The organism is Sphingobacterium sp. B16(2022), assembly GCF_012030425.1.
GTDB lineage: Bacteria > Bacteroidota > Bacteroidia > Sphingobacteriales > Sphingobacteriaceae > Sphingobacterium > Sphingobacterium anhuiense.
Window position 1 is genome coordinate 395,676 of record NZ_JAAUVN010000004.1, and the last position, 21,989, is coordinate 417,664.

The following is a 21,989-nucleotide window of genomic DNA, read 5'->3' on the forward strand; positions in this document are numbered from 1 at the left end:
TAATTTAAATATATCTTTTCGCAAAGAGTGTGCAAATATCTATATTTATTTTGTTAAATGCAACAATTTTAAGGATTTATTTTTAAAAAAATAAATATCCAGGCCTTGGTAAAGGCAAAAATAATGTATTTAATTATATTATATTTGCTTAAACATAGAAAATAGTTTTCAACAATTCACACTTGTAAACATCATGAATAAATATTTACGCAGAGGACTATTAGAAATTATACTTGCTGTTATACTCATCCTGGTCAGTTATTATCTAATGAAATTACAAAACAATTGGTATAAACCGATTATGATTTTAGGAGTAATTTCTTTTGGAGTCGGGTTTCTTCGTATTATTTATCGCCTGATACGCAAGATTGATAGAAATGCATTGTTAGAAATGCGAAAAGGAAAAAAAGATAAATAAATATGCTTCATAAAACTAGGGGTATTGTACTAAAAACCACCAATTATTCTGAAAGCAGCGTCGTATCTCAAATTTATACGGAACACTTTGGCTTGCAATCATACCTTGTGAATGGTGCCCGCAAACCCAAAGCTAAAATTAGATCGGGGTTCTTACAGGCCTTACATCCTTTAGATATGGTTGTAACCTTTAAAGATAACAATACCCTACATCGCATAAATGAAGCACGGCAGGTACCTCCTTTAAAAAGTATACCTTACGATATTGTTAAAAGCTCATTAGCCATATTTCTCAATGAAGTGCTCTACAAAATCTTAAGGGAACAATCTGGAGATCCATTTCTTTTTGAATATTTGTATCAAGCGATACTTTGGCTTGATAACTCTGAAACAAATCTGGCAAATTTTCATTTGGTATTTCTTATTAACTTAAGTCGTTTTCTGGGTTTTTACCCTGTTGAAGCTGCGAAAAACTATCCCTATTTCAATTTGGAATCTGCCACTTTCTCCAATCAGCTTCCCGAACATCCCTATGTACTACAGGAACCTCATACCACACTCTTTAGAAAATTGATGGCAACAGAATTCAACTCCTCCGAAGATATCAAAATGAGTACTAAAGATCGCCAAATACTTTTAGAAAAAATAATCGACTACTACAGACTACATCTCACGAATTTCAGAGAAATAAAATCGCTCTATATCTTAGAAGAAATCTTTCATTAAATCATCTAATTGAAATTTATTTCCTTACTTTTAGATATACTTTAATAAAAAAACCTAATTAAAACTTAACATTATGGAATGGTTTCTGAAAGTCGTTCGCGACAACTATGCAAATTTTGATGGTCGAGCCCGCAGAAAAGAATACTGGATGTTCGCGTTATTTAACTTTATCATCTCCTGTATTCTTGGAATTCTTGCTTACATAGCTAATGTTTTTTACTACCTGAGTATTATTGTTTCTCTTGCACTAATAATACCAAGTATAGCAGTAGCAGTTAGACGTCTTCATGATATTAATAAGTCAGGATGGATGATCCTATTGTGTCTAATACCATTCGTCAACTTTTATTTAATATATCTTTTCTTTTTAGAAGGAGATAAAGGTCCTAACGAATATGGTCAAGATCCAAAGGCTGACGAAAATGATAATCCATTTGCAGACCAGAATCCTTTCGGACATATTCCTCCGCCCCCTCCTTCTGAAAGAGGCAATAATGACCCCTTTGCTCCTCATAATTCGTAAATAAATACAGCTGATATAGATTAAATCAATTACATAGATCAATCTATATCAGCTGTATTTAATATCTTGATTATGGTATTTTAAAAAATACCGCCACCAACAGCCAAACGAAACCCACCAAGTACAATTGCAATGACACATAAAATAATGCCAGTCTTTGGCTGGTTATTTGGTTGCACATTGACATCATTGTAAGCAATCAAACTAACGATCAAACCTACTACAGCAAAAGGAATATTAAGCCAGTTTAACCAACCTAAACAAGGGATAAATGCCACTAACATCCCGATTAAGGATAGAATACCCAATAGTAATCCTGCTATTCTCATAGTTTCTTATGGTTTATAATTTTTTCACTTATAAAGATAATAGAATTTACGATAATCAATGAAAACAAAATTATGCTTCCACGATTAAACTGATGAGCCAGTGAGAAATCTCCTTCTTTAATTTTTAAAAATGCCCTTGTCATACCACATAGCATACATTCCGTCCCTTTTAGCTTTGATGGACAAATCGGCGCAGCTACAAGTAATAAAGAACTATCTAAAACAAACAGTACTACTAAAAAAAGAAGCATACAAATGGAAATTAGATTCCATACAATATAAAAAGGCTCCCGAAACTCATTAAATTTCATAATTAGAAGTGTATAAAAAAGCCCGATTTCGTTCTGAAATCGGGCTTTTCTACAATAAATATATCTTAAAATCTGATTAGATAACTTTTACATTTACCGCATTAAGACCTTTACGACCTTGTTCTACTTCGTAAGAAACGTTGTCATTTTCACGAATTTTGTCTACTAAACCAGAAACGTGAACGAAGATTTCGCTCTCGCCTGAATTTGGAATGATGAAACCGAAACCTTTGGTTTCATTAAAGAATTTTACTACTCCTTCTTGCATTGTTTTATTGTATTAAATTTCTTAAAGATATTTAAAAAAAATTAAAATCCTTTATCTTTTTAATTTTTTTTCCATTAAACTACTTGGCTCAAACTGCGTCTACATCAATAGAAACAAACAATGGTTCGATTTTTGAAAACAAGTATTAAAATAGAAAAAGTATGAAAAATTTATTGTTAGGAATAATGCTATTTGCATCTGTACACACTTTACAAGCACAACAAATGACAAATAAAGATATGGTAACAACCATCGGAAGAGCGGAAGAAGAAGTAACACCCGATATTATTTATATAAACGTTACTTTAAAGGAATTTTATCAAGACGGAAACACAAAGAAAAAGGTTTCAATCGAAACTCTTGAAAAGCAATTATTTCAAGCAGCAACAAATGTAGGGGTTGAAAAAAAGGATTTTACAATTCAAAACATCTACAGTACGAACTATGCTACAAAGAAGAAAAAAGAAACTGAAATCTTACTTTCTCGTCAATACCGTATTAAAGTAACGCAATTGAATAAATTAAATGATTTGTTCGATGGTGTTGATGCTGCCGGAATACAGAATACAGCAATCAGCGAACTTGATTATTCAAAAAAGAAAGAACTTGAAAAAACATTAAAAGTTAAAGCGGTTAAAGATGCGATGGAAAATGCGAAAATTTTAGCTGAAGCTGCTGGTCAAAAAGTTGGAAAAGCAATTCTATTGTCTGAAAGTCCACAAATGATTTATTTCAATTCACCACGTGCCATGGCTTCATTCAAATCAAGTAACATGGAAGCTGCAGATGTAGCTGATGATCTGGACTTGGATATTAAACCGATCAAAATTACAAGTGAGGTAAATGCATCCTTTGAAATATTATAATGAAAAGAGATTTATCTTTAGCTGACAAAGAAAAAAGAAGAGATCATGATTTCGGTTGGGTTGAAAGACTCTCCTGGCTGATGGATAATAATTTCCAGATAGCTGGATTCCGCTTTGGTCTTGATCCACTTCTTAATTTTGTTCCTTTTGCAGGAACAATTGCCAGCTTTGGAACGTCATTCGTTTTGGTAATGGTCATGTGGAGAAATGGAGCGAGCTCTAAATTAGTCGTCAAAATGCTGATTAATATTTCAATTGATGCAATTTTAGGAGCAATTCCACTTTTTGGAAATGTATTTGATTTCTTTAACAAGGCAAATACCAAGAATATCAAATTGATGAAAGAGCATTACTACGAAAACAAACATCAAGGTTCTGCGATTTGGTTACTACTGGGTATTCTATCGATCATTGTCCTCTTTTTTGTCGGCACCATCTATCTTTTATGGATTGCCGGAGAATGGGTTTGGCAATTACTTTTTTAACCGAATGTATATAAAATCATAAAATAGCGTTTATATGGATGTATAAACGCTATTTTTGTATACACAATTTCTTAAAAATGAATAAAAAAAGAATTTTTGCTTTAGTAATCATTTTCATTGTTATTGCAGCAATATGGACAAATCCGAAAAAGGAACAACATGAACTTGTTGTGAAGGAAAAAGCCGAATATTTATTAAAAAATCAATTAGGTAAAAAAGAACAGAGCTTATTTGATATCGGCATGCAGTTATTCGGAAATAATGCAGTCGAAGATTTTGTTTCGAAAAACGTTCTCGTTGAAAACTTCTATCTTTTTTCATTAACAAAAATTAAATGGCAAGGTAAGGAGAACCCCATAGGTGTCGGTGCTTTCGGAAAAATATGGTTAAGCCCTAAGATTGACGAAAAAGCGACCGAAATAATCGATGCTATAAAGAACAATTAATCCAACATGTTAGAAATATTATATCAAGACGAAGATATCATTGCGATTAATAAACCACATGGTTTACTTGTACACCGTTCATCTATCGCGCGCGATGCTTCCGAATTTGCCCTTCAGCTCTTGCGTGATCAAATTAATCAAACGGTATACCCTGCACATCGCCTTGATCGAAAAACAGCTGGAATCCTCTTATTCTCTTTAAATAAGGATATGGATAAGGAATTGCAGCAGTTATTTCAGAACCAACAGGTCGATAAAAAATATCTAGCGATATTACGTGGCCATGCGCCCGAAGAGATGCACATTGACTATCCCCTGAAAAAAGATAACGGGGTAATACAGGAAGCACAAACCGATTTCAAAACAATCGCTCATACAGAACTTCCTTTTCCTTCAGGAAAATTTCCAACATCTCGTTATAGCTTAGTTGAAGCAAATCCTACAACAGGAAGGATGCATCAGTTAAGAAAGCACTTCGCACACATCTTCCACCCGATTATAGGTGATCGCCCTCATGGTTGTAATAAACAAAACAAGTTTTGGAAAGAGCATTTTGAAATGGACACCATGATGTTGCATGCCTCTGAAATAACATTTAAGCATCCCAAAACACAAAATAATATCATCATCAACGCAGGACTACAACCGGAATTTAAACGTGTCCTCGAGATCTTAAACATGGAGAACTCAATATGAAGAATATCATACTGGATTTTTTTCTAACCATCACCGGTATCAGTGCCGCGTCAGGGTTAGTACATCAAAATAATCACCTTTTTCTAATCGCTGATAACAGTCAATACTTGTACGACTTTGGACTAAATGACCGACTTCTAACAAGAATTCAACTTGACAAAAACACATCAGATCTAGAGAATATAGCGAAAGCTAGAAAACCAGATTTTGAATCCATAACTTTCGATCAGGATAAATATTATATTTATGGTTCAGGATCAACGCCAAACCGTAACCTTCGCATTACCTACCAAAAAGAGGTTCTAACCGAAGATTTTTCCAAAATATATCATCGCTTACAGCAGAAATTTCTAGTCGATCAGGACAATTTTAATATTGAAGGTGTTATTCATACGGAAGATGAGATTTGGTTATTCAATAGAGGTAATGGTCAAAAAGCTCAAAACGGAATCTTCAAAATCAACAAGTTCAACACTGAAAAATCCAGTTTTGATGCGATCAAATTACCGCTCATAGATCAAGTACAAGCAGGTTTTACCGATGCCATTCTGGTTGGTGACTTCGTTTATTTCATTGCTGCGGCCGAAGCATCAAACTCAACTTATTTAGATGGGGAAATTGCGGGCACAATACTTGGAAAATTTAATCGTAAAAATTCTCAAAGTATTGAAACTATCCGTATTCCGGGAAAGCACAAATTTGAAGGCATTACCTTAAAAGAGCAATCAGAAGATCAGATCACTTTTTTTCTTTGCGAAGATAAAGATGATGATAAAATGGAAACCACGATTTATTCTTTGACAATCGATCAGTAAATCGATTGCATAAATGCTAATCTTTAGGCTAAAATCCATGTTTATTTTGTAAATTTGTAAATAAATAAAACTTATCGTATTATGATCAAAAATACTGCCCTTACGGATACGCATATCGCTTTAGGAGCGAAAATGGTACCTTTTGCAGGTTTCAATATGCCTGTTCAATATTCGGGCATCAATGATGAACACGAAACTGTTCGTACAGGTGTAGGTGTGTTTGACGTTAGTCACATGGGCGAATTCATTCTAAAAGGAGAAAAAGCGCTAGACCTTATTCAGATGGTGTCTTCAAATGACGCATCTAAATTATATGATGGTAAAATACAGTATGGTTATCTTCCAAATGAAACTGGGGGGATAGTAGATGACTTTTTAACTTACCGCATCGACGAAAACACATATTTCTTAGTTGTCAATGCTTCTAATATAGAGAAGGATTGGAACTGGATTTCCAAATACAATAGTTTTGGAGTTGATATGAAAAATATTTCGGACGAAACTTCACTATTTGCGGTACAAGGGCCTAAAGCAGCTGATGCTTTACAATCTTTGACAGATATTGAACTAGCATCTATGGAATACTACTCTTTTGCTAAAGGTACCTTTGCTGGAGTAGAAAATGTGCTGGTATCAGCTACAGGTTATACTGGTGCTGGTGGTTTTGAAATCTATGTTGCTAACGAAGATGCTCAAAAAGTTTGGGATGCTATATTTGAAGCTGGAGCAGCTTACGGTATTAAACCAATCGGTTTAGGCGCGCGTGATACGCTTCGTTTAGAAATGGGCTTCTGCTTATATGGCAATGATATTGATGATACAACTTCTCCTTTAGAAGGCGGTTTAGGATGGGTAACAAAATTCACGAAGGAATTTGTTAACTCGGCGAATCTAAAAGCGGAAAAAGAAGCTGGTATCAAGAAAAAACTAGTAGGATTTGAAATGATTGACCGTGGTATTGCACGTCATGATTACGAAATCGTAGATGCTGAAGGAAACAAAATTGGTCGTGTAACTTCAGGAACACAATCTCCAACATTGAAAAAATCAATCGGTTTAGGCTATGTAGATAATGCTTTCGCTAAAGAAGGCACTGAAATCTTCATCAGTATCCGTAACCAAAGTATAAAAGCAAAAGTGGTAAAACCACCATTTGTTAAGTAATAATAAAAAGGGGGCAATTGAAAAATTAGCCCCCCTTTTTATTGCTTGTTCTTTTCTAATCTTCTTCGCTCTTCCTCTTTCTTTAAATCAATCCTAACTTTCTTAATAAGTACACGTTTAAAGAAAATAAAGACGACCAATAGCGCGATCGAAATACCACAGACTAAAATGTTTCCTGCTTCATAAGACTTATAGCCATAATAAACTGCACCTACTATCAGTAAGTTGATTAGAATATTTAAAATAAAATTTTTTGTCATAAGATTACTTTTTAGCAATTACCTTCTCCCTAAATTTGAAGAAATAAAATAGACCCGCTACTATATTGAAAAATATAATAAATAAAGCCAAGAGCATCCGCTCTGTATTTGAAATTCGACCAGAAAAAATGATTTCTCTCAGTACCAATACGACCCAGATTAAAGAGAGTAACAAAGATATACTAAAGAGAATAGGAAAAATTTCAAAATAAAAGAATTTTGATATTATTGAAATGCAATAAAAAGCAAGACTAAACAAAAAAGCTTGTTTAGTCTGATGCTCTAAGTTTTTCATTAAATACGATTGTTTATTGTAAACCTATTCGGTTATTGATTATCGATATGAAAAGTATAACCTTGATGGATGTATATTAATAAACATCAATCTCAGGATCGATCTCCTCTTTCCAAGCAAGGATTCCGCCTTTTAAATTTGCTAAATTATCAAAACCTTGTTGCTCTAACATCATTACTGCTTGCGCAGAACGTTTTCCTGAACGGCATTGTACCACGACAGGTTTATCTTTAGCGATTTTATCTACTTCAATTAAGATTCCAGATAAAGGAATATTCAATCCTCCTAAATTAGAAACCTCATATTCAAATGATTCACGAACATCAATTAATTGAAAATCTTCGCCATTATCAATTTTTGATTTAAGCTCTTCTACTGTTACTTCTTTCATGATGATTACTATTTATATCAAACTTAGATAAATTGCTTTTTATATGCAACATAATTTTGTCACATATAAAAACAATTTATGTTCTCTCCTCTGCCATTAAAAGCTATTAATTCATAGAGGAAATATACTACTTAATTACGAAAATAAACCGTTAAAGCGTGAGGTCTTTTTGCATAACATAATCATCCAAAATATAACCATAATAAGGGATGTCAACAACTTCCGTTACAACAAAACTCTGCTTTAAATAAAAATGATAAGCCGGATTACCCCGATTTACATTTAGCTCTAAAAGCTTTAAATCTCTTGATTTAGCCAGATCAGCTACAAAATTTAAGAACTTCGTTCCATAACCTTTTCCCTTATCTTCAGCTAACAGATAAAGTTTTTCTATTCTCAAAATCGATTGTTCCTTATTTTGAACAGCAACAAATCCTTTGGGTACAGCACCTTCATACAGTAAATAAAAATCTTGACCACTGTCCATTAAAGCCTGAATAGCATCAACAGTGTAATTTTTATTCAACATAAAATCAATTTGTTCTTGCGTTAGAATAGCAGGATAAGTTTCATTATAACTTTGCTGTCCAATTTTACTAATAAATGCCGCTTCATCTTTTCCTGCGGATTTAATAATTACTGCGCTCATAATTTTTCTGTCAATAAACAATATTTTGGTGATGAAAATTCTAACCTAAAAAAACCATCTTGAATTGTTCTAAAGTGATTTTCTCCAATCGCTTGCAAACCACTTGTCTCCAAGTCATTCAGTACAGACCCTATAAAAAGCTCATCCCCAGCAGGCATCCATTTCTCAAATCCCGATTGAACAAAGATAGTTCTCGTTTCGTGATGCAACCATACAATATCAATCATTGGTGCAAAATATTCCAATACTGTCTGATCAAATCCAGATCCTAATATATTTACAGCTTTGTACCCCTCCTCAATAAGATAACTCAAAGCACTGGCTATAAAATTTTTTTCATAAATAACAGCCTTTACATGCTCCTGCGGGAAATCCATGAGCCCCGGAGTGAAGATGATATCTACCTTATAGGCCTGAGAAGTAACAGCTTCATAAGAGTTGACATCCGTAACGATCGTTGGAGACCATTCTAAAAGCTGTCCAACCAACTCTTTGTCAATACTATAAATATCCGTTATCAGTAGTGCCGGCTCTTGCCTTTCTCGAACAATATGATGTGACGACATAGACTTTACTGACCTAAACGTCTTAATGTCATATAAGCCATAAGACCAATGCTCAATTGTAATGCATCCTCATCAATATCAAAAGATGACGTATGAACAGCAGACTGGATACCCTTCGACTTATTTCCTGTCCCTAAACGGTAGAAGCAGGCATTTACTTCCTGCGAGTAATAGGAAAAATCTTCTGCCGCAGGCCAAAGATCTAAATCTAAAACATTTTCTTTACCGAGATATTCTTCAGCATAACCTCTTGCTGCTTTTGTCAGTTCAGGATTGTTAATTAGGAACGGGTATCCTTTACGTACATCAAAATCACAAACCGCACCCATACTCTCTGCAATACCTGTTGCCATTTTAACCATCTTTTCATGAGCCTCAGCGCGCCAATCTTCATCAAACGTACGAAAGGTTCCTTCAAGATAAACTTCGTCAGGAACGATGTTTGTAGCTCCATTTGCAATGATCTTTCCGAAAGAAAGAACTGTAGGGGTTCTTGGGTCGGCAAATCGGCTCGCAATCTGTTGCAGTGCCGTTATGATATGCGCTGTGATAACAATTGGATCAATATTTTGATGCGGATGGGCACCGTGACCTCCTTTACCTTTTACTGTCACAAAAAGTTCATCACAAGAAGCCATATACTTCCCCTCTCTAAAGCCAACTTTACCTGCCTCAATAAAAGGCATAACATGTTGACCTATAATGGCTGAAGGAATAGGATTTTCTAAAACTCCTTCTTTAATCATGAGGGATGCTCCACCCGGAAGACGTTCTTCTCCTGGTTGGAAAATCAATTTTACAACTCCTCCAAATTCCGATTTCAATGCGTGCAGTATTTTGGCCACACCTAACAAAGATGAGGTATGCACATCATGTCCACAGGCATGCATGACACCTGGATTTTGAGAACCGTAAGTCCTGCCTTCCACTTCTTGGATAGGCAAAGCGTCCATATCAGCGCGTAAAGCAATCACTTCATCAGAAACGATGTCACCCGTTAAATAGGCAACTACACCCGTATCAGCCATTTCTTCAAAGGGAATTCCAATAGCATTCAAAACAGACTTGACATATGCCGAAGTACTGTACTCTTCAAAAGAAAGTTCAGGGTGCTGATGAAGATGTCTCCTCATTTGAACTGCTTCGTGGAAAAACTGTTGGGCTAAGGCATTAACTTTATCTTTAATACTTGCCATTTTAATAAGATTATTGGTAAACAAAAACGTTTTCAGAGAATACGAAGACGTTCTTAAATTGTTGACGCAGCAAATTCATAAAATTATTTGCTTCAGATCGACTCCTAAAATCTCCTACTTTAACCCTATAATTAGGTTCATCGTAATTAATATAGGTATCAATATCTTTATACATATTTCTAAATCGCGCCTGCTCTGAGAAAGCACTGTTACGATCACTGCCTGCAAATATCTGAACCCTAAAACCACGAACCGTAGTACGCGTAGCCGCGCTTCTTACAGTCGGTTTAGTTGGTACAGCAACAGGTTTGCTTTCGACAGGATTGATACCCATATTTGCCCTAACGTGTTGTAATAGCGTAATTAATGTATCTTTTACGACAACTACATTTTCATTTTGTTGCGCCTTTACTTTCGAAAAAGTAAAAGCAACTAAAGCAAAAACAACTATCAATCCTCTCTTAAGCATTATTATATTTTTTTAAAACACTGCCTAGCTATTAACGCCGTGACAGTTTTTGTATTTCTTACCAGAACCACAAGGACAGTCATCATTGCGGCCAATTGCATTTTCATTGCGGATAGGCTGTGTAGGGCCCAAATCACGGGTATCTACATCCTCAGCACTTACTCCAATTGGAGATTCCAGCTCTGCTTTTGTCGCTTTAACCTGTACCGGAGCAGCTTGAACAGAACGTTCTGGAACACTTTGCATATTTTGTCCAGGGATCTCACCTTTAAAGATAAAGCTTACAATATCCTTATTCATGGTCGCCAGCATCGACTTAAATAAGTTGAATGCTTCCATTTTATAGATAATGATCGGATCCTTTTGTTCGTAAACAGCATTCTGAACAGATTGTTTTAAGTCATCCATTTCACGTAAATGCTCTTTCCAAGCTTCATCAATTAATGCTAAAACAATACCTTTTTCAAAAGATTTGAAAACTTCTCTTCCTTCTGTTTCTATTGCTTTCTTCAAATTTGTAGCAACTTGAATGCCACGAAGACCATCGGAGAAAGGAATAACAACATTTTCGACAACATTACCACGCTCTTCAAATACATTTTGCAATACTGGCATCGTATGTGCCGCTACCGTATTTAATTTAGTGTGGTACGCATTGATTATCTGATCAAACAAACGATCTGTTAACGCTTCGATCTTTAGACTTGTGAATTCTTCTTCCGAAATCTCTGGATTTACAGCAAATATACGGATTACTTCAATTTGAAAATCTTCATATGAACCGCCTTCTTTAGCATCAACAACAATTTCTTCAACAACATCAAAAATCATATTGTTCAAATCGACGTCTAAACGTTCTCCGAACAATGCATTCTTACGCTTTGTGTATATAACTGTACGCTGTGAGTTCATCACATCATCATACTCCAATAAACGCTTACGAATACCAAAGTTGTTTTCTTCTACTTTACGCTGTGCTCTTTCGATTGACTTTGTCAACATACTATGTTGCATCACTTCACCTTCTTCAACACCCATTTTAACCATGATGTTAGAGATACGCTCAGAAGCGAAAAGACGCATTAAGTTGTCTTCCAAAGAAACAAAGAACTGCGATGATCCCGGATCCCCTTGTCGACCAGCACGACCACGTAACTGACGGTCAACACGACGAGATTCGTGACGTTCTGTACCGATGATCGCTAAACCACCTGCAGCTTTCACCTCATCTGTTAATTTAATATCCGTACCACGACCAGCCATGTTTGTCGCAATAGTTACCTGTCCAGGTTGACCTGCTTCCGCAACAATATCGGCCTCTTTTTGGTGTAATTTTGCATTTAAGACATTATGCTTTACCTTACGTAATTGAAGCATACGGCTTAATAATTCAGAGATCTCAACAGAAGTTGTACCGACCAACACAGGTCTTCCCGCTTCAGTTAACTTTTGGATTTCTTCCGCAACGGCATTATATTTTTCACGAGCAGTACGGTAAATAAAATCTTGACGGTCATCACGTAAAGCAACGCGGTTTGTAGGAATTTCTACAACGTCCAATTTATATATTTCCCAAAGCTCACCAGCCTCAGTAGAAGCTGTACCCGTCATACCCGCAAGTTTGTGGTACATACGGAAGTAATTTTGTAAGGTAATCGTTGCATATGTCTGTGTAGCATCTTCTACTTTCACATTTTCTTTTGCTTCGATTGCCTGGTGTAATCCATCAGAGTAACGGCGACCATCCATGATACGTCCTGTTTGCTCATCTACTATTTTTACTTTTCCTTCGTCAACAATATATTCAACATCATTTTCAAATAAAGTATATGCCTTCAATAATTGATTGATTGAATGAATACGCTCTGCTTTGATAGAATAATCACGTAATAACTCCTCTTTACGAGCAGCTTTCTCCTCTAAAGGAATATCTGCTTTTTCGATATCCGCAATTTCAGAACCTACATCTGGCAAGATAAAGAATGAAGGATCTTCTCCCGAAGCAGTAATAAGCTCAATACCTTTTTCCGTTAATTCTACTTGATTATTTTTTTCATCAATTACAAAAAACAATTCAGCATCAGCTTTAGGCATATTTTTATTCTGCTCTTGCATATAGTAGTTTTCCACTTTTTGCAAAATCTGACGGTGATTATCCTCACTTAAGTATTTGATCAAAGCTTTATTTTTCGGCAAACCGCGATAAGCTCTAAATAATGCTAAACCACCTTTTTCTGGATCGATATCTCCAGCTTTAACTGCTTTCTTAGCTTCATTCAAAACCGTATTGATATATGCTTTTTGTGCATTTACCAAACGTTCGATACGTGGTTTTAATTGGTAAAACTCATGTTGATCACCACGTGGGATAGGACCTGAAATAATCAATGGCGTACGCGCATCATCAATTAAAACTGAATCGACCTCATCCACCATTGCAAAATGTAACTTACCCTGTACCAAAGCATCGGGTGTCTGCGTCATGTTATCACGCAAATAATCGAAACCAAATTCATTATTCGTACCGTAAACAATATCTGAAGCATAAGCTTTACGTCTTTGCGGCGAGTTTGGTTGGTGTTTATCAATACAATCTACGCTCAATCCATGAAATTCAAAGAGTGGTGCATTCCACTCCGAGTCACGACGTGCCAAATAATCATTCACTGTAACAATATGCACACCATTACCAGCTAATGCATTTAAATAAGTAGGAAGGGTTCCAACTAATGTTTTACCCTCACCAGTTGCCATTTGTGCAATTTTACCCTGATGCAAAACAACACCACCAATTAATTGCACATCATAATGCACCATGTTCCAAGTTACTTCAGTTCCTGCAGCTAACCATACATTTTTCCAAGTTGCCTGATTTCCTTCAATAACCACATTTTGCTTTTGCGCAGCAAGTTCTCTATCAAAATCTGTCGCAGTAACGACTAATTGTTTATTTTCTGCCAAACGTCTTGATGTTTCTTTTACCACAGCAAATGCTTCTGGTAAAATATCCATTAAAACCTCTTCTAATTTTTTATCACGGTCTTTCGATAATTTATCTACACTTTCGTATATCGCTGTCTTTTGTGACATGTCCAAATTATCATCTTCAGCTTCAGCCTTTAGAGTAGAAATCTCTTTATCAATATCTGCTAAATATCCTTTTATTCTATTTTTGAAATCAGCGGTTTTGCCACGCAATTCATCATCACTTAACGGCGAAAGTTGTTCGTACTCCGATTTGATTTTTTCTACAATTGGCTGGACCGCCTTAATATCTCGCTCGGATTTACTTCCAAATAATTTACTTAAAAATTTTAACATAATATTCTTTTCTATCTCAATTTATGACTTTCATTCAATAATGACTCCAAACTAAAATTGCAGACAAATTGACACTAATCGGGCAAATTTAGTTATTAGATATCATATCTAACACACTATATCTATATTTTTTACTATTTTTTATGACAAAAATAAATTCTTTTCCGTTTTAGGGATAAAGCCCATATCCTGAGCCTTCTTAAACATGATTTCAATCGCCGAACGCCCCTCTTTTCCAAGTTCTACAGAGTACTTATTGACATAAAGTTCAATGTGTTTATACATCACCTCGATGCTCATCTCCTGAGCATGCGATTTGATAAACTCGAGACCTGATGTCGGGTTTGCAAAAGCATATTCGACACTCGCTCTCAAAACGCGGTTCAATTTTTCTTTAATATCTTGAGGAATACTTCTTTTAACAACAATACCACCTAAAGGAATAGGACAATTTGTCGTTTTTTCCCAATAATCGCCCAAATCAACCACTTTAAATAAGCCCTTTTCCTGATAAGTAAAGCGGTTTTCATGAATGATCAATCCTAAATCTATATCGCCGGCTAACAAAGCACCTTCAATTTCTGAAAAAACAAGTTCCTTTTTATTTTTCAATTCAGGAAATGCCAAACCCAATAAAAAATTAGCTGTCGTATATTTCCCGGGATAACCGACCCGTAATTCTGCTAGTGCTTTCGTTAATACCGTTTTGGATGACAATATTTCTTGAAGCTCTTTAGCCAGCTCTTCATCTTTCGTAATTAACATGGGTCCTACTCCAAAACCTAATGCACTACCGGCGTCCAATAGCTCATAATCTTCAACAGCATAAGCAAAAGCGTGGTAACTTAATTTTGTGACGGCCAAGTCTCCCTTAAAGGCTTTTAAATTCAAGGTTTCGACATCTTCATATACAATGTCAAACTCTAGTCCTTCTGTATCTATTTTATGATGAATAAGTGCATCAAAAATAAACGTATCATTCGGGCATGGTGAAAAACCCAATGTCAATTTCATATGGATAATTTATGTGTAAGAATATAAAGTATGGTTGCTATAAATGTAGCGACCAAGACTCCTTTTGCTAAGGCACCTTTTTCTCCTTTAAACAAAAAACGTATAACCAATAAGTTGATAAATACCGCTATGGCATAAATTAACATCGGCTTTTCCGATATCGTTTTTTCAAAAAGCGTTGTATAGGTAGAAAGTAAATAAGCGATCATGGGTGCAATGGCACCCAACAAAATCCCTATGCCTAAATTGTTTTTCATATTAACTATCGAATCCCCAAGAATTTAATTCAGGAATAACATGATGGGCAGTCATATCAAACTGTGTGGGTACGATAGCAACATAACCTTTGCTTAATGCGTATGAATCAGTATCCTCTCCACGATCTTCCAACTCAAACCTGCCAGTCATCCAATAATAATCCCGATCTCTAGGATCGACACGCTCATCAAACTCTTCAACATAATGTCCACCTGCCTGACGACAGATCTTTATACCTTTGGCTTCATCTTTAGGAAAATTAACATTCAACAAAGAACCTTTTGGAAGACCATTTGCCAACACCTGCTTGGTGATTGATACCAGGTAGGATCTACAATGAGAAAAATCTGCATCGTAATCAAAATTATCTAAAGAAAATCCAATAGACGGAATTCCTTCTATTGCTCCCTCAACCGCAGCGGACATCGTTCCTGAATATAAAACATTGATCGAATGATTGAGCCCATGATTAATACCAGAGACACATACATCAGGCTTACGCCCCTTAAAGATCTTATTTACGGCCAATTTGACGCAATCTACCGGAGTTCCAGAACATTTATACATCTCAACCCCTTCATAAAGATCAATACGGTCTAAACGCAAAGGTCGCCCGATCGTAATGGCATGTCCCATACCCGATTGCGGGCTATCGGGAGCAACGACCACCACATGGCCAATTTTTTGCATTTCTTCAATTAAAACTTTAATCCCTGGAGCTGTAATGCCATCATCATTCACAACCAAGATGGTTGGTTTCTTCTTTGTCATGATGCTAATTTAGGAAGAAAAAAAGAAAAGCGTTAGCTTTTAACCTATTGCTTTTTCTTTTTATACATTAAAAAGACCTTAACTCATATTTTTTAAAGGACATCTGATGCACATATAGGTATCTCATTAAATATTTTATGAGATTTATATCAGATATTATTTAGGTTTTATAGAGGGTTTCTATAGATTTACCTCTATGAACCCTCTAGAAACCCTCTATTACTCCTGTAGTATCACTACATGAAATTATAATATGTTCAAAATATAATTGCCCTATATCTACCAGCAGAACTGCATTAAAAAAAGATGATTTTTATCCGATATATATTCTAAAAAATATAAAGTCAATTTCTCTTTTGAGTAACTTCGACCATTCATATCGTTTTCCAATTTAAAATGGTCAATTTTATACTTATTATATTCTGTGTCTGTGCTGGAATGCTATTTAAGCATTTTAGATTAATTCCTGAAAATGCTTCAAAAAGCATTAATATATGGGTTTTATATATCGCCTTACCTGCCGTATCTTTTAAATATATTCCCCAGATCACCTGGAGTATGCAACTTTTTTTCCCTGTCCTATCCCCTATACTTGTTGTTGCAGGGAGTTGGCTCTTTATGGAACTGTATTGTCGCTATAAAGGCTATAGTCAGCGGTCAAGAAGTACGTTGGAATTGTCGTCGGCATACAGCAATACCTCTTTTATTGGTTTTCCTTTAATTATTGCCTATTATGGGGAGCAGAATCTAAGTATTGCTATTATTTGCGATCAGGTAAATTTCATGCTATTGTCTACCGTTGGGATTATTTGTGCCATCAAGGGAGACCGGAGCAATAATGAAGGGATTAAGGTTGGTGCCCTATTAATAAGACTTGTTACTTTTCCTCCTTTTATCGCCTGCATACTTGCCCTTGTATTGGCACAATACGTGGATTTGAGTATTACCGAACCATTTTTTGATAAGATCGCATCTACAGTCGCGCCCTTGGCATTATTTTCTGTGGGGTTACAGTTGCAATTTAAAGGCATGAAGAGAGAGATTTCTCAAATTTCGATGACCTTATTGTATAAATTGATGTTAGCGCCTGCGATTGTTCTTATCGCCGCATTGTTACTCAATGTTAAGGGGGATATCGCCCGTGTGAGTATTATGGAAGCGGCTATGCCGACTTTAATTACAGCCAGTATGGTGGTACAACAATTTAGGCTAAACACGAAATTAATCAATCTCATTATTGGCTTAGGAATTATCTTAAGTCTATTGACAACAGCCATCTGGTCTTATATCATTTCAATATTTATTTAAAGTCTCCGATATCGATTGCGAAGATTATTGTGGCTTATGATCTATTTATATGTTATTTTTAGCATGTTTCTTAAATACGCTAGAATATGAAAATGAATTATGAGTCGCGCTACGCAATTAGCCCAAATGAATGTAAAACACTTGATACAAAGTCTTTAAGAGAGAACTTTTTAATAGAAAATATTTTTGAAGCAGATCAGATACATTTTACTTACTCACACTATGACCGCTACATGGCTGGAGGTGCCATGCCGGTTGCTGAAAAAATAAAATTGGAAACGATTCCAGCATTGTTGAAAGAACCTTTCTTTCTCAGCAGAAGAGAGCTTGGAATTATTAATGTTGGTGGAGCTGGAAAAGTAGAAGTTGATGGTACCACCTACGAATTAGGCTACAAAGAGGCCTTATATATCGGAAAAGGTGTAGAAGATGTTTACTTCAATAGTAATGATCCCTCGAATCCAGCAAAATTCTATCTAAATTCAACTCCTGCTCACCATACCTTCCCCACAAAAAAAGTAACGAAAGAGTCGGCTAATAAAATTGAACTCGGATCTCTTGAGACAGCAAACCATAGAACAATCAATCAGATGTTACTGAATAAGATTGTTGATACCTGTCAACTTCAAATGGGTATGACAGAGCTAAAACCAGGATCTGTTTGGAATACGATGCCTGCACACACCCATGACCGTCGAATGGAAGTTTATTTCTACTTTGAAGTTCCCGAAGGTCAAGCGGTATCACATTTTATGGGTCCAGTAGATGAAACACGCCATATTTGGATGAAAAATGAACAAGCTGTGATTTCTCCCCCTTGGTCAATTCACGCTGGAGCAGGTACCAGTAACTATACTTTTATCTGGGGAATGGCAGGAGAAAACCTCGACTACGACGATATGGACAAATCTGCAATTACAGATTTAAAATAAATACTATGAAATCATTATTATCGGTGGCATTATTACTCGGTATTACATCTAGTTTATCTGCCCAAAATAAGAGCTCATTACTCATCCACAATACTTCTTCTTTTGAGAGAAAAGAAGTCGTGAGTATTCCTTACGAAAAATTTAAACAGCACTTTGAACTAAAAGATACCGTTTTTTCGATTTTGGAAGAAGAATCGAAAAAACCGGTCATCTATCAACTGGAAAAGCGCGGAAAATCAACACCTCAAAATGTACTGATTGCGGTTCACATTGCTCCGAAAGCAAAAATTGAACTTGCTGTTACCGCCACTGCACCTGTAAAGACAGCAAGCAAAACATATGCGCGCTATGTTCCTGAACGAAAAGATGATTTTGCATGGGAAAACAATGTTGTAGCTTTTCGAGCATATGGTAAAGCTTTAGAAGGGACTTCTGAAGATGCACAAGGTTTTGATTTTTGGTCAAAACGGACCAACGATCTAATTATTGATGAGTGGTATAAAACAGGTGATTATCATGCCGATCACGGTAAAGGTCTCGACTATTATTCTGTAGGACAAACCCTTGGGGTAGGTGATATGGCACTATACTTTAATGGTCAAATTCAATACACAAAACACTACCGTCGATCAGAAGTCCTGGACAATGGTCCTATACGCAGTACTTTCAAATTAATTTATGAGCCTCAAGAAATAGAAGGTCAGATGATCAGTATTGAAAAAGAGATATCAATTGATGCTGAAAGTCAGTTAAGTAGAATTAATGTGAATATGCATAATGCAACCGCTGCTGAGACACCTATCGTATTGGGTATCGCCAAGCGAAAAGAAGCAAATCCTAATTACACGATTTATAAAAAAGAAAACTTCTTTGCTTACTGGGAACCAGAGAATAAAGGCAATATTACGGGAACAGCGATCATTTTACCACATGTAAAGAAAGATTTTATTGATACTCCAACTCAATTTTTATGGAATATAGCGGCTAAAAATAATCAGACCCTGACTTATTATATTGGCGCAACCTTCAACAAAGCCGGAAAAATTGAAAATATGGATGCTTGGAAAGCTTATTTGCAACAAGCATCAGAACAAATACAAAAACCATTAACCATTAGCTATAAAAAATAATGTCCATACTACAATCATTTGATTTAACAGGAAAAATAGCCCTTGTGACAGGTTGCAAAAGAGGAATTGGCAAAGCTATGGCCGAGGCATTAGCTGAGGCTGGAGCAGATATAATTGGTGTATCTGCAACATTAGAACTAGAAAATTCTGCTGTTCAAAAATCTATTGAATCTTTAGGTAGAAAATTCCATGCCTATCAATGTGATTTTTCAAAGCGAAATGACTTGTATGCATTTATTACTAAGGTAAAAGAACAACATCCTGTCATTGATATATTAGTCAACAATGCCGGTAATATCTTACGCAAACCCGCAGCAGAACATCCGGATGAGTATTGGGATGAAATTATCGAGATCAATCAAAATGCTCAGTTTATCTTAACCAGAGAAATAGGTAAAGACATGATTTCACGTGGAACAGGAAAGATCATATTTACAGCATCTTTACTCTCTTTTCAAGGCGGAATCAATGTACCTGGATATGCGGCTTCAAAAGGTGCGATTGCATCGCTCACGAAAGCTTTTGCAAATGAATGGGCCTCCAAAGGTGTCAATGTGAATGCTATTGCTCCGGGATATATTGCAACAGATAATACTGAGGCATTGCGCGATGATCCGGAGCGTTCTGCTTCTATCTTAGGTCGAATTCCTGCCGCAAGATGGGGAGAACCTCAAGACTTCAAAGGACCTATATTATTTCTGAGCTCTGAAGCGTCTAACTATGTTCATGGAACAATTCTGACCGTAGATGGTGGCTGGATGGGTAGATAACAAATAGATGTAGAGAGATTTGTTTTTATTAGATCTCTCTACATTTTCTTGACTACTCGAAAGCCAAGATTACTAAAAGATGCATTTGGATTGACCGAACCTATGTATTGCGAATTAAAGGATACGCAACTATTTTTACTACACCACCACGATCCCCCGCGTGCATGGGCAACTTTCCTACCTTTATCACGTTCTAATGCGCCTTCACAAAATTCAAACACATTACCATATACATCATATAAACCTAAAGGATTTGCTTTAAATGTTTTAATCGGTGATGTATAGAGATAACCATCCGTGGTATCGGCTACCAAATGATTTCTGCCATGCCATATATTGGCATAATTGATGATTTTTTCTAAATCTACCCCTTCAAAATACTTTGTCTCCGAACCTGCTCTTGAAGCTACTTCCCATTCATCCAATGAGGGTAAACGAACCCCTGCCCATTCGCAGTAAGCTACTGCATCCCGATAGGATATACAGGTAACAGGATGATTCATTTTATCTTTAATCCCGCCTCTACTTATTCCGTTTGGAAACCGCCAATATGCCGTACTATCCTGTATCCATCGAAATTCTTCTAATCCGGGTTCAAAGACCATTGCATTACGAAATCGTTCTGCCAATGTGACATAATGCGTAGCAGAAACAAATGCAGCAAATGCTTCATTTGTTAATTCGGCTTCAGCAATAGCAAAAGCTGGAATTGAAACGGATCTTTTAGGATTATCCAAACTGATTGTATCACCTAAAATATAAGTACCTGCCTCCACCGCAATAAACTTTTGTTCTTGGGCAAAAGAAGTATTCATGTATAAAAAAAATCCAATCAATAATATCCGAATGCTCTTCATCATTTTGAAATTTTCTGATTATAATATTCCTGTGCCGTAGATAAGAGAAATTGTTCGTTTGCTGTATTGAAACGAACTGATGTCATATAATTAGCATCGCCCAAATACAATTTTCCATACATCGTAGATTTCAGATAAGGAGTGTACTGTTCTTTTTTTAATATTAAAGATAATACCGTCAAAACATCCCTATCTTTCCTATTTGTTTGATAATAGCGAATCATAGCCGGGATACTTTCCCATGCAGAAATTTCGACAAGGGCCGATTTTAAATTGACACCCATATGTTTCTTTACAGCTATGGTTTCAAAAATCAATGTCTGTACTGTATCGCGATTTTGTTTGAGAAACTTATATTGATCCGCGCTCCAGTCGACTCCTGAAAGACGAAAGGTAAGTAACCCAAAGATCTTTTGATCTTCACCCCGACTTGTCATATCATCTATACAAGCCTGACTATATACTTCTGGATGAATCATAACATAGGTAAACTGTTCTTTTAAATTCAATCGCTTAAATTCGTCCTTAGAAATAGCCGCGATGTAATCTGCAATCATTCCATCATCTTCTGGTTCTTTAATTTTTTTGATTAAAGATTCAACTTTTCTCAAACCAAACTCAGGTTTTGTCTCCTGCTCGCGGTATGCCCTATAGTTTCGATCAGCCTGCGTCGGTTCAACATAAACATGCTCTTGAGCAACTAATGTTGTACATAGACAAATCATAAAGAGACTTACACTAATTATTCGCTTCATA

At 35.9% G+C, this 21,989-nt stretch carries 27 protein-coding genes; 12 read left to right on the plus strand and 15 right to left on the minus strand.

Features of this window, described 5'->3' with window-relative positions; translation table 11 throughout:
• The first annotated feature begins 420 nt into the window (after positions 1-420).
• Both recO and HCX49_RS20015 read left to right on the plus strand, forming a co-directional pair.
• Positions 421-1,143, plus strand: a complete 723-nt coding sequence (recO, locus tag HCX49_RS20010; RefSeq protein ID WP_168127978.1) for a DNA repair protein RecO — start codon at positions 421-423, stop codon at positions 1,141-1,143.
• A gap of 73 nt (positions 1,144-1,216) precedes the next feature.
• On the plus strand, positions 1,217-1,666 hold the full coding sequence (locus tag HCX49_RS20015; RefSeq protein WP_168127979.1) for a DUF805 domain-containing protein: 450 nt from the start codon (positions 1,217-1,219) through the stop codon (positions 1,664-1,666).
• An 80-nt stretch (positions 1,667-1,746) separates the two neighbouring features.
• On the opposite strand, the gene HCX49_RS20020 is transcribed toward HCX49_RS20015, so the two are convergent.
• The 3 genes from HCX49_RS20020 to HCX49_RS20030 all read right to left on the minus strand — a co-directional run bounded on the left by HCX49_RS20020 (position 1,747) and on the right by HCX49_RS20030 (position 2,574).
• The gene (locus HCX49_RS20020; protein WP_132771720.1) at positions 1,747-1,995 is read right to left on the minus strand and encodes a hypothetical protein; all 249 of its coding nucleotides are present in this window, start codon (positions 1,993-1,995) and stop codon (positions 1,747-1,749) included.
• Positions 1,992-2,306, minus strand: coding sequence for a DUF2752 domain-containing protein (locus HCX49_RS25855; RefSeq protein ID WP_132771721.1), 315 nt, complete (start codon positions 2,304-2,306; stop codon positions 1,992-1,994). The genes HCX49_RS20020 and HCX49_RS25855 overlap by 4 nt, the downstream gene beginning before the upstream one ends.
• Before the next feature lie 76 nt (positions 2,307-2,382).
• Positions 2,383-2,574, minus strand: coding sequence for a cold-shock protein (locus HCX49_RS20030; RefSeq protein WP_038695072.1), 192 nt, complete (start codon positions 2,572-2,574; stop codon positions 2,383-2,385).
• 161 nt (positions 2,575-2,735) lie between these two features.
• On the opposite strand from HCX49_RS20030, the gene HCX49_RS20035 reads away from it, so the two are divergent.
• The 6 genes from HCX49_RS20035 to gcvT all read left to right on the plus strand — a co-directional run bounded on the left by HCX49_RS20035 (position 2,736) and on the right by gcvT (position 7,046).
• Positions 2,736-3,440: an SIMPL domain-containing protein gene (locus HCX49_RS20035; protein WP_021189166.1), complete on the plus strand. Its 705-nt coding sequence runs from the start codon at positions 2,736-2,738 to the stop codon at positions 3,438-3,440.
• A complete protein-coding gene (locus HCX49_RS20040; protein ID WP_021189167.1) occupies positions 3,440-3,925 on the plus strand; it encodes a DUF4112 domain-containing protein in 486 nt (161 codons plus the stop codon). Before HCX49_RS20035 ends, HCX49_RS20040 begins: the two co-directional genes overlap by 1 nt.
• Positions 3,926-4,002: 77 nt before the next feature.
• On the plus strand, positions 4,003-4,371 hold the full coding sequence (locus tag HCX49_RS20045) for a DUF4359 domain-containing protein (protein WP_021189168.1): 369 nt from the start codon (positions 4,003-4,005) through the stop codon (positions 4,369-4,371).
• Positions 4,372-4,377: 6 nt separating this feature from the next.
• On the plus strand, positions 4,378-5,067 hold the full coding sequence (locus HCX49_RS20050) for a pseudouridine synthase (RefSeq protein WP_132844920.1): 690 nt from the start codon (positions 4,378-4,380) through the stop codon (positions 5,065-5,067).
• Positions 5,064-5,882, plus strand: coding sequence for a DUF6929 family protein (locus HCX49_RS20055; RefSeq protein WP_132771723.1), 819 nt, complete (start codon positions 5,064-5,066; stop codon positions 5,880-5,882). The genes HCX49_RS20050 and HCX49_RS20055 overlap by 4 nt, the downstream gene beginning before the upstream one ends.
• 84 nt (positions 5,883-5,966) lie before the next feature.
• Entirely contained in the window at positions 5,967-7,046 is a 1,080-nt protein-coding gene (gene gcvT, locus HCX49_RS20060; RefSeq protein WP_183918386.1) for a glycine cleavage system aminomethyltransferase GcvT, read from the plus strand.
• A 38-nt stretch (positions 7,047-7,084) separates the two neighbouring features.
• On the opposite strand, the gene HCX49_RS20065 is transcribed toward gcvT, so the two are convergent.
• The 10 genes from HCX49_RS20065 to surE all read right to left on the minus strand — a co-directional run bounded on the left by HCX49_RS20065 (position 7,085) and on the right by surE (position 16,236).
• Positions 7,085-7,306 (minus strand): DUF6358 family protein, encoded by a 222-nt coding sequence (locus HCX49_RS20065; RefSeq protein WP_132771725.1) that lies wholly within the window; start codon positions 7,304-7,306, stop codon positions 7,085-7,087.
• A gap of 371 nt (positions 7,307-7,677) precedes the next feature.
• Positions 7,678-7,992, minus strand: coding sequence for a rhodanese-like domain-containing protein (locus tag HCX49_RS20075; protein ID WP_021189171.1), 315 nt, complete (start codon positions 7,990-7,992; stop codon positions 7,678-7,680).
• Between the two features lie 151 nt (positions 7,993-8,143).
• Entirely contained in the window at positions 8,144-8,641 is a 498-nt protein-coding gene (locus HCX49_RS20080; protein WP_021189172.1) for a GNAT family N-acetyltransferase, read from the minus strand.
• A complete protein-coding gene (locus HCX49_RS20085) occupies positions 8,638-9,207 on the minus strand; it encodes a thiamine diphosphokinase (RefSeq protein WP_132771727.1) in 570 nt (189 codons plus the stop codon). Before HCX49_RS20085 ends, HCX49_RS20080 begins: the two co-directional genes overlap by 4 nt.
• Positions 9,208-9,212: 5 nt before the next feature.
• Positions 9,213-10,403, minus strand: coding sequence for a M20 family metallopeptidase (locus tag HCX49_RS20090; protein ID WP_168127981.1), 1,191 nt, complete (start codon positions 10,401-10,403; stop codon positions 9,213-9,215).
• Between the two features lie 10 nt (positions 10,404-10,413).
• Positions 10,414-10,872, minus strand: a complete 459-nt coding sequence (locus HCX49_RS20095; protein WP_021189175.1) for an SPOR domain-containing protein — start codon at positions 10,870-10,872, stop codon at positions 10,414-10,416.
• Between the two features lie 24 nt (positions 10,873-10,896).
• Entirely contained in the window at positions 10,897-14,193 is a 3,297-nt protein-coding gene (gene secA, locus HCX49_RS20100; protein ID WP_132771729.1) for a preprotein translocase subunit SecA, read from the minus strand.
• Between the two features lie 141 nt (positions 14,194-14,334).
• Positions 14,335-15,207 carry a menaquinone biosynthesis family protein gene (locus tag HCX49_RS20105; RefSeq protein WP_132771730.1) on the minus strand — a complete coding sequence of 291 codons (873 nt, stop codon included), beginning with the start codon at positions 15,205-15,207 and terminating at the stop codon, positions 14,335-14,337.
• A complete protein-coding gene (locus HCX49_RS20110; protein ID WP_132771731.1) occupies positions 15,204-15,464 on the minus strand; it encodes a hypothetical protein in 261 nt (86 codons plus the stop codon). The genes HCX49_RS20105 and HCX49_RS20110 overlap by 4 nt, the downstream gene beginning before the upstream one ends.
• Position 15,465: 1 nt before the next feature.
• Entirely contained in the window at positions 15,466-16,236 is a 771-nt protein-coding gene (surE, locus tag HCX49_RS20115; protein WP_021189178.1) for a 5'/3'-nucleotidase SurE, read from the minus strand.
• Positions 16,237-16,632: 396 nt separating this feature from the next.
• Between surE and HCX49_RS20120 the strand changes: the two genes are divergently transcribed.
• The 4 genes from HCX49_RS20120 to HCX49_RS20135 all read left to right on the plus strand — a co-directional run bounded on the left by HCX49_RS20120 (position 16,633) and on the right by HCX49_RS20135 (position 20,376).
• Positions 16,633-17,544: an AEC family transporter gene (locus tag HCX49_RS20120; RefSeq protein ID WP_132771732.1), complete on the plus strand. Its 912-nt coding sequence runs from the start codon at positions 16,633-16,635 to the stop codon at positions 17,542-17,544.
• Between the two features lie 86 nt (positions 17,545-17,630).
• Positions 17,631-18,476, plus strand: a complete 846-nt coding sequence (gene kduI / locus HCX49_RS20125; protein ID WP_021189180.1) for a 5-dehydro-4-deoxy-D-glucuronate isomerase — start codon at positions 17,631-17,633, stop codon at positions 18,474-18,476.
• Positions 18,477-18,481: 5 nt separating this feature from the next.
• Complete coding sequence (locus HCX49_RS20130) at positions 18,482-19,606, plus strand: DUF4861 family protein (protein WP_132771733.1); 1,125 nt, start codon at positions 18,482-18,484, stop codon at positions 19,604-19,606.
• Complete coding sequence (locus HCX49_RS20135; RefSeq protein WP_132771734.1) at positions 19,606-20,376, plus strand: SDR family NAD(P)-dependent oxidoreductase; 771 nt, start codon at positions 19,606-19,608, stop codon at positions 20,374-20,376. The genes HCX49_RS20130 and HCX49_RS20135 overlap by 1 nt, the downstream gene beginning before the upstream one ends.
• A gap of 38 nt (positions 20,377-20,414) precedes the next feature.
• Here HCX49_RS20135 and HCX49_RS20140 read toward each other — a convergent pair whose 3' ends face one another.
• Together HCX49_RS20140 and HCX49_RS20145 are read right to left on the minus strand one after the other, a co-directional pair.
• The gene (locus HCX49_RS20140; protein ID WP_206368613.1) at positions 20,415-21,236 is read right to left on the minus strand and encodes a formylglycine-generating enzyme family protein; all 822 of its coding nucleotides are present in this window, start codon (positions 21,234-21,236) and stop codon (positions 20,415-20,417) included.
• Positions 21,233-21,988 carry a hypothetical protein gene (locus HCX49_RS20145; protein WP_168127982.1) on the minus strand — a complete coding sequence of 252 codons (756 nt, stop codon included), beginning with the start codon at positions 21,986-21,988 and terminating at the stop codon, positions 21,233-21,235. Before HCX49_RS20145 ends, HCX49_RS20140 begins: the two co-directional genes overlap by 4 nt.
• Position 21,989: the final 1 nt, after the last annotated feature.

Bases quoted from the DNA above. Each gene is read 5' to 3' on its own strand.
- recO (WP_168127978.1), top strand. From the start codon at position 421: ATGCTTCATAAAACTAGGGGTATTGTACTAAAAACCACCAATTATTCT.
- HCX49_RS20015 (WP_168127979.1), top strand. From the start codon at position 1,217: ATGGAATGGTTTCTGAAAGTCGTTCGCGACAACTATGCAAATTTTGAT.
- HCX49_RS20020 (WP_132771720.1), bottom strand. From the start codon at position 1,995: ATGAGAATAGCAGGATTACTATTGGGTATTCTATCCTTAATCGGGATG.
- HCX49_RS25855 (WP_132771721.1), bottom strand. From the start codon at position 2,306: ATGAAATTTAATGAGTTTCGGGAGCCTTTTTATATTGTATGGAATCTA.
- HCX49_RS20030 (WP_038695072.1), bottom strand. From the start codon at position 2,574: ATGCAAGAAGGAGTAGTAAAATTCTTTAATGAAACCAAAGGTTTCGGT.
- HCX49_RS20035 (WP_021189166.1), top strand. From the start codon at position 2,736: ATGAAAAATTTATTGTTAGGAATAATGCTATTTGCATCTGTACACACT.
- HCX49_RS20040 (WP_021189167.1), top strand. From the start codon at position 3,440: ATGAAAAGAGATTTATCTTTAGCTGACAAAGAAAAAAGAAGAGATCAT.
- HCX49_RS20045 (WP_021189168.1), top strand. From the start codon at position 4,003: ATGAATAAAAAAAGAATTTTTGCTTTAGTAATCATTTTCATTGTTATT.
- HCX49_RS20050 (WP_132844920.1), top strand. From the start codon at position 4,378: ATGTTAGAAATATTATATCAAGACGAAGATATCATTGCGATTAATAAA.
- HCX49_RS20055 (WP_132771723.1), top strand. From the start codon at position 5,064: ATGAAGAATATCATACTGGATTTTTTTCTAACCATCACCGGTATCAGT.
- HCX49_RS20065 (WP_132771725.1), bottom strand. From the start codon at position 7,306: ATGACAAAAAATTTTATTTTAAATATTCTAATCAACTTACTGATAGTA.
- HCX49_RS20075 (WP_021189171.1), bottom strand. From the start codon at position 7,992: ATGAAAGAAGTAACAGTAGAAGAGCTTAAATCAAAAATTGATAATGGC.
- HCX49_RS20080 (WP_021189172.1), bottom strand. From the start codon at position 8,641: ATGAGCGCAGTAATTATTAAATCCGCAGGAAAAGATGAAGCGGCATTT.
- HCX49_RS20085 (WP_132771727.1), bottom strand. From the start codon at position 9,207: ATGTCGTCACATCATATTGTTCGAGAAAGGCAAGAGCCGGCACTACTG.
- HCX49_RS20090 (WP_168127981.1), bottom strand. From the start codon at position 10,403: ATGGCAAGTATTAAAGATAAAGTTAATGCCTTAGCCCAACAGTTTTTC.
- HCX49_RS20095 (WP_021189175.1), bottom strand. From the start codon at position 10,872: ATGCTTAAGAGAGGATTGATAGTTGTTTTTGCTTTAGTTGCTTTTACT.
- secA (WP_132771729.1), bottom strand. From the start codon at position 14,193: ATGTTAAAATTTTTAAGTAAATTATTTGGAAGTAAATCCGAGCGAGAT.
- HCX49_RS20105 (WP_132771730.1), bottom strand. From the start codon at position 15,207: ATGAAATTGACATTGGGTTTTTCACCATGCCCGAATGATACGTTTATT.
- HCX49_RS20110 (WP_132771731.1), bottom strand. From the start codon at position 15,464: ATGAAAAACAATTTAGGCATAGGGATTTTGTTGGGTGCCATTGCACCC.
- surE (WP_021189178.1), bottom strand. From the start codon at position 16,236: ATGACAAAGAAGAAACCAACCATCTTGGTTGTGAATGATGATGGCATT.
- HCX49_RS20120 (WP_132771732.1), top strand. From the start codon at position 16,633: ATGGTCAATTTTATACTTATTATATTCTGTGTCTGTGCTGGAATGCTA.
- kduI (WP_021189180.1), top strand. From the start codon at position 17,631: ATGAAAATGAATTATGAGTCGCGCTACGCAATTAGCCCAAATGAATGT.
- HCX49_RS20130 (WP_132771733.1), top strand. From the start codon at position 18,482: ATGAAATCATTATTATCGGTGGCATTATTACTCGGTATTACATCTAGT.
- HCX49_RS20135 (WP_132771734.1), top strand. From the start codon at position 19,606: ATGTCCATACTACAATCATTTGATTTAACAGGAAAAATAGCCCTTGTG.
- HCX49_RS20140 (WP_206368613.1), bottom strand. From the start codon at position 21,236: ATGATGAAGAGCATTCGGATATTATTGATTGGATTTTTTTTATACATG.
- HCX49_RS20145 (WP_168127982.1), bottom strand. From the start codon at position 21,988: ATGAAGCGAATAATTAGTGTAAGTCTCTTTATGATTTGTCTATGTACA.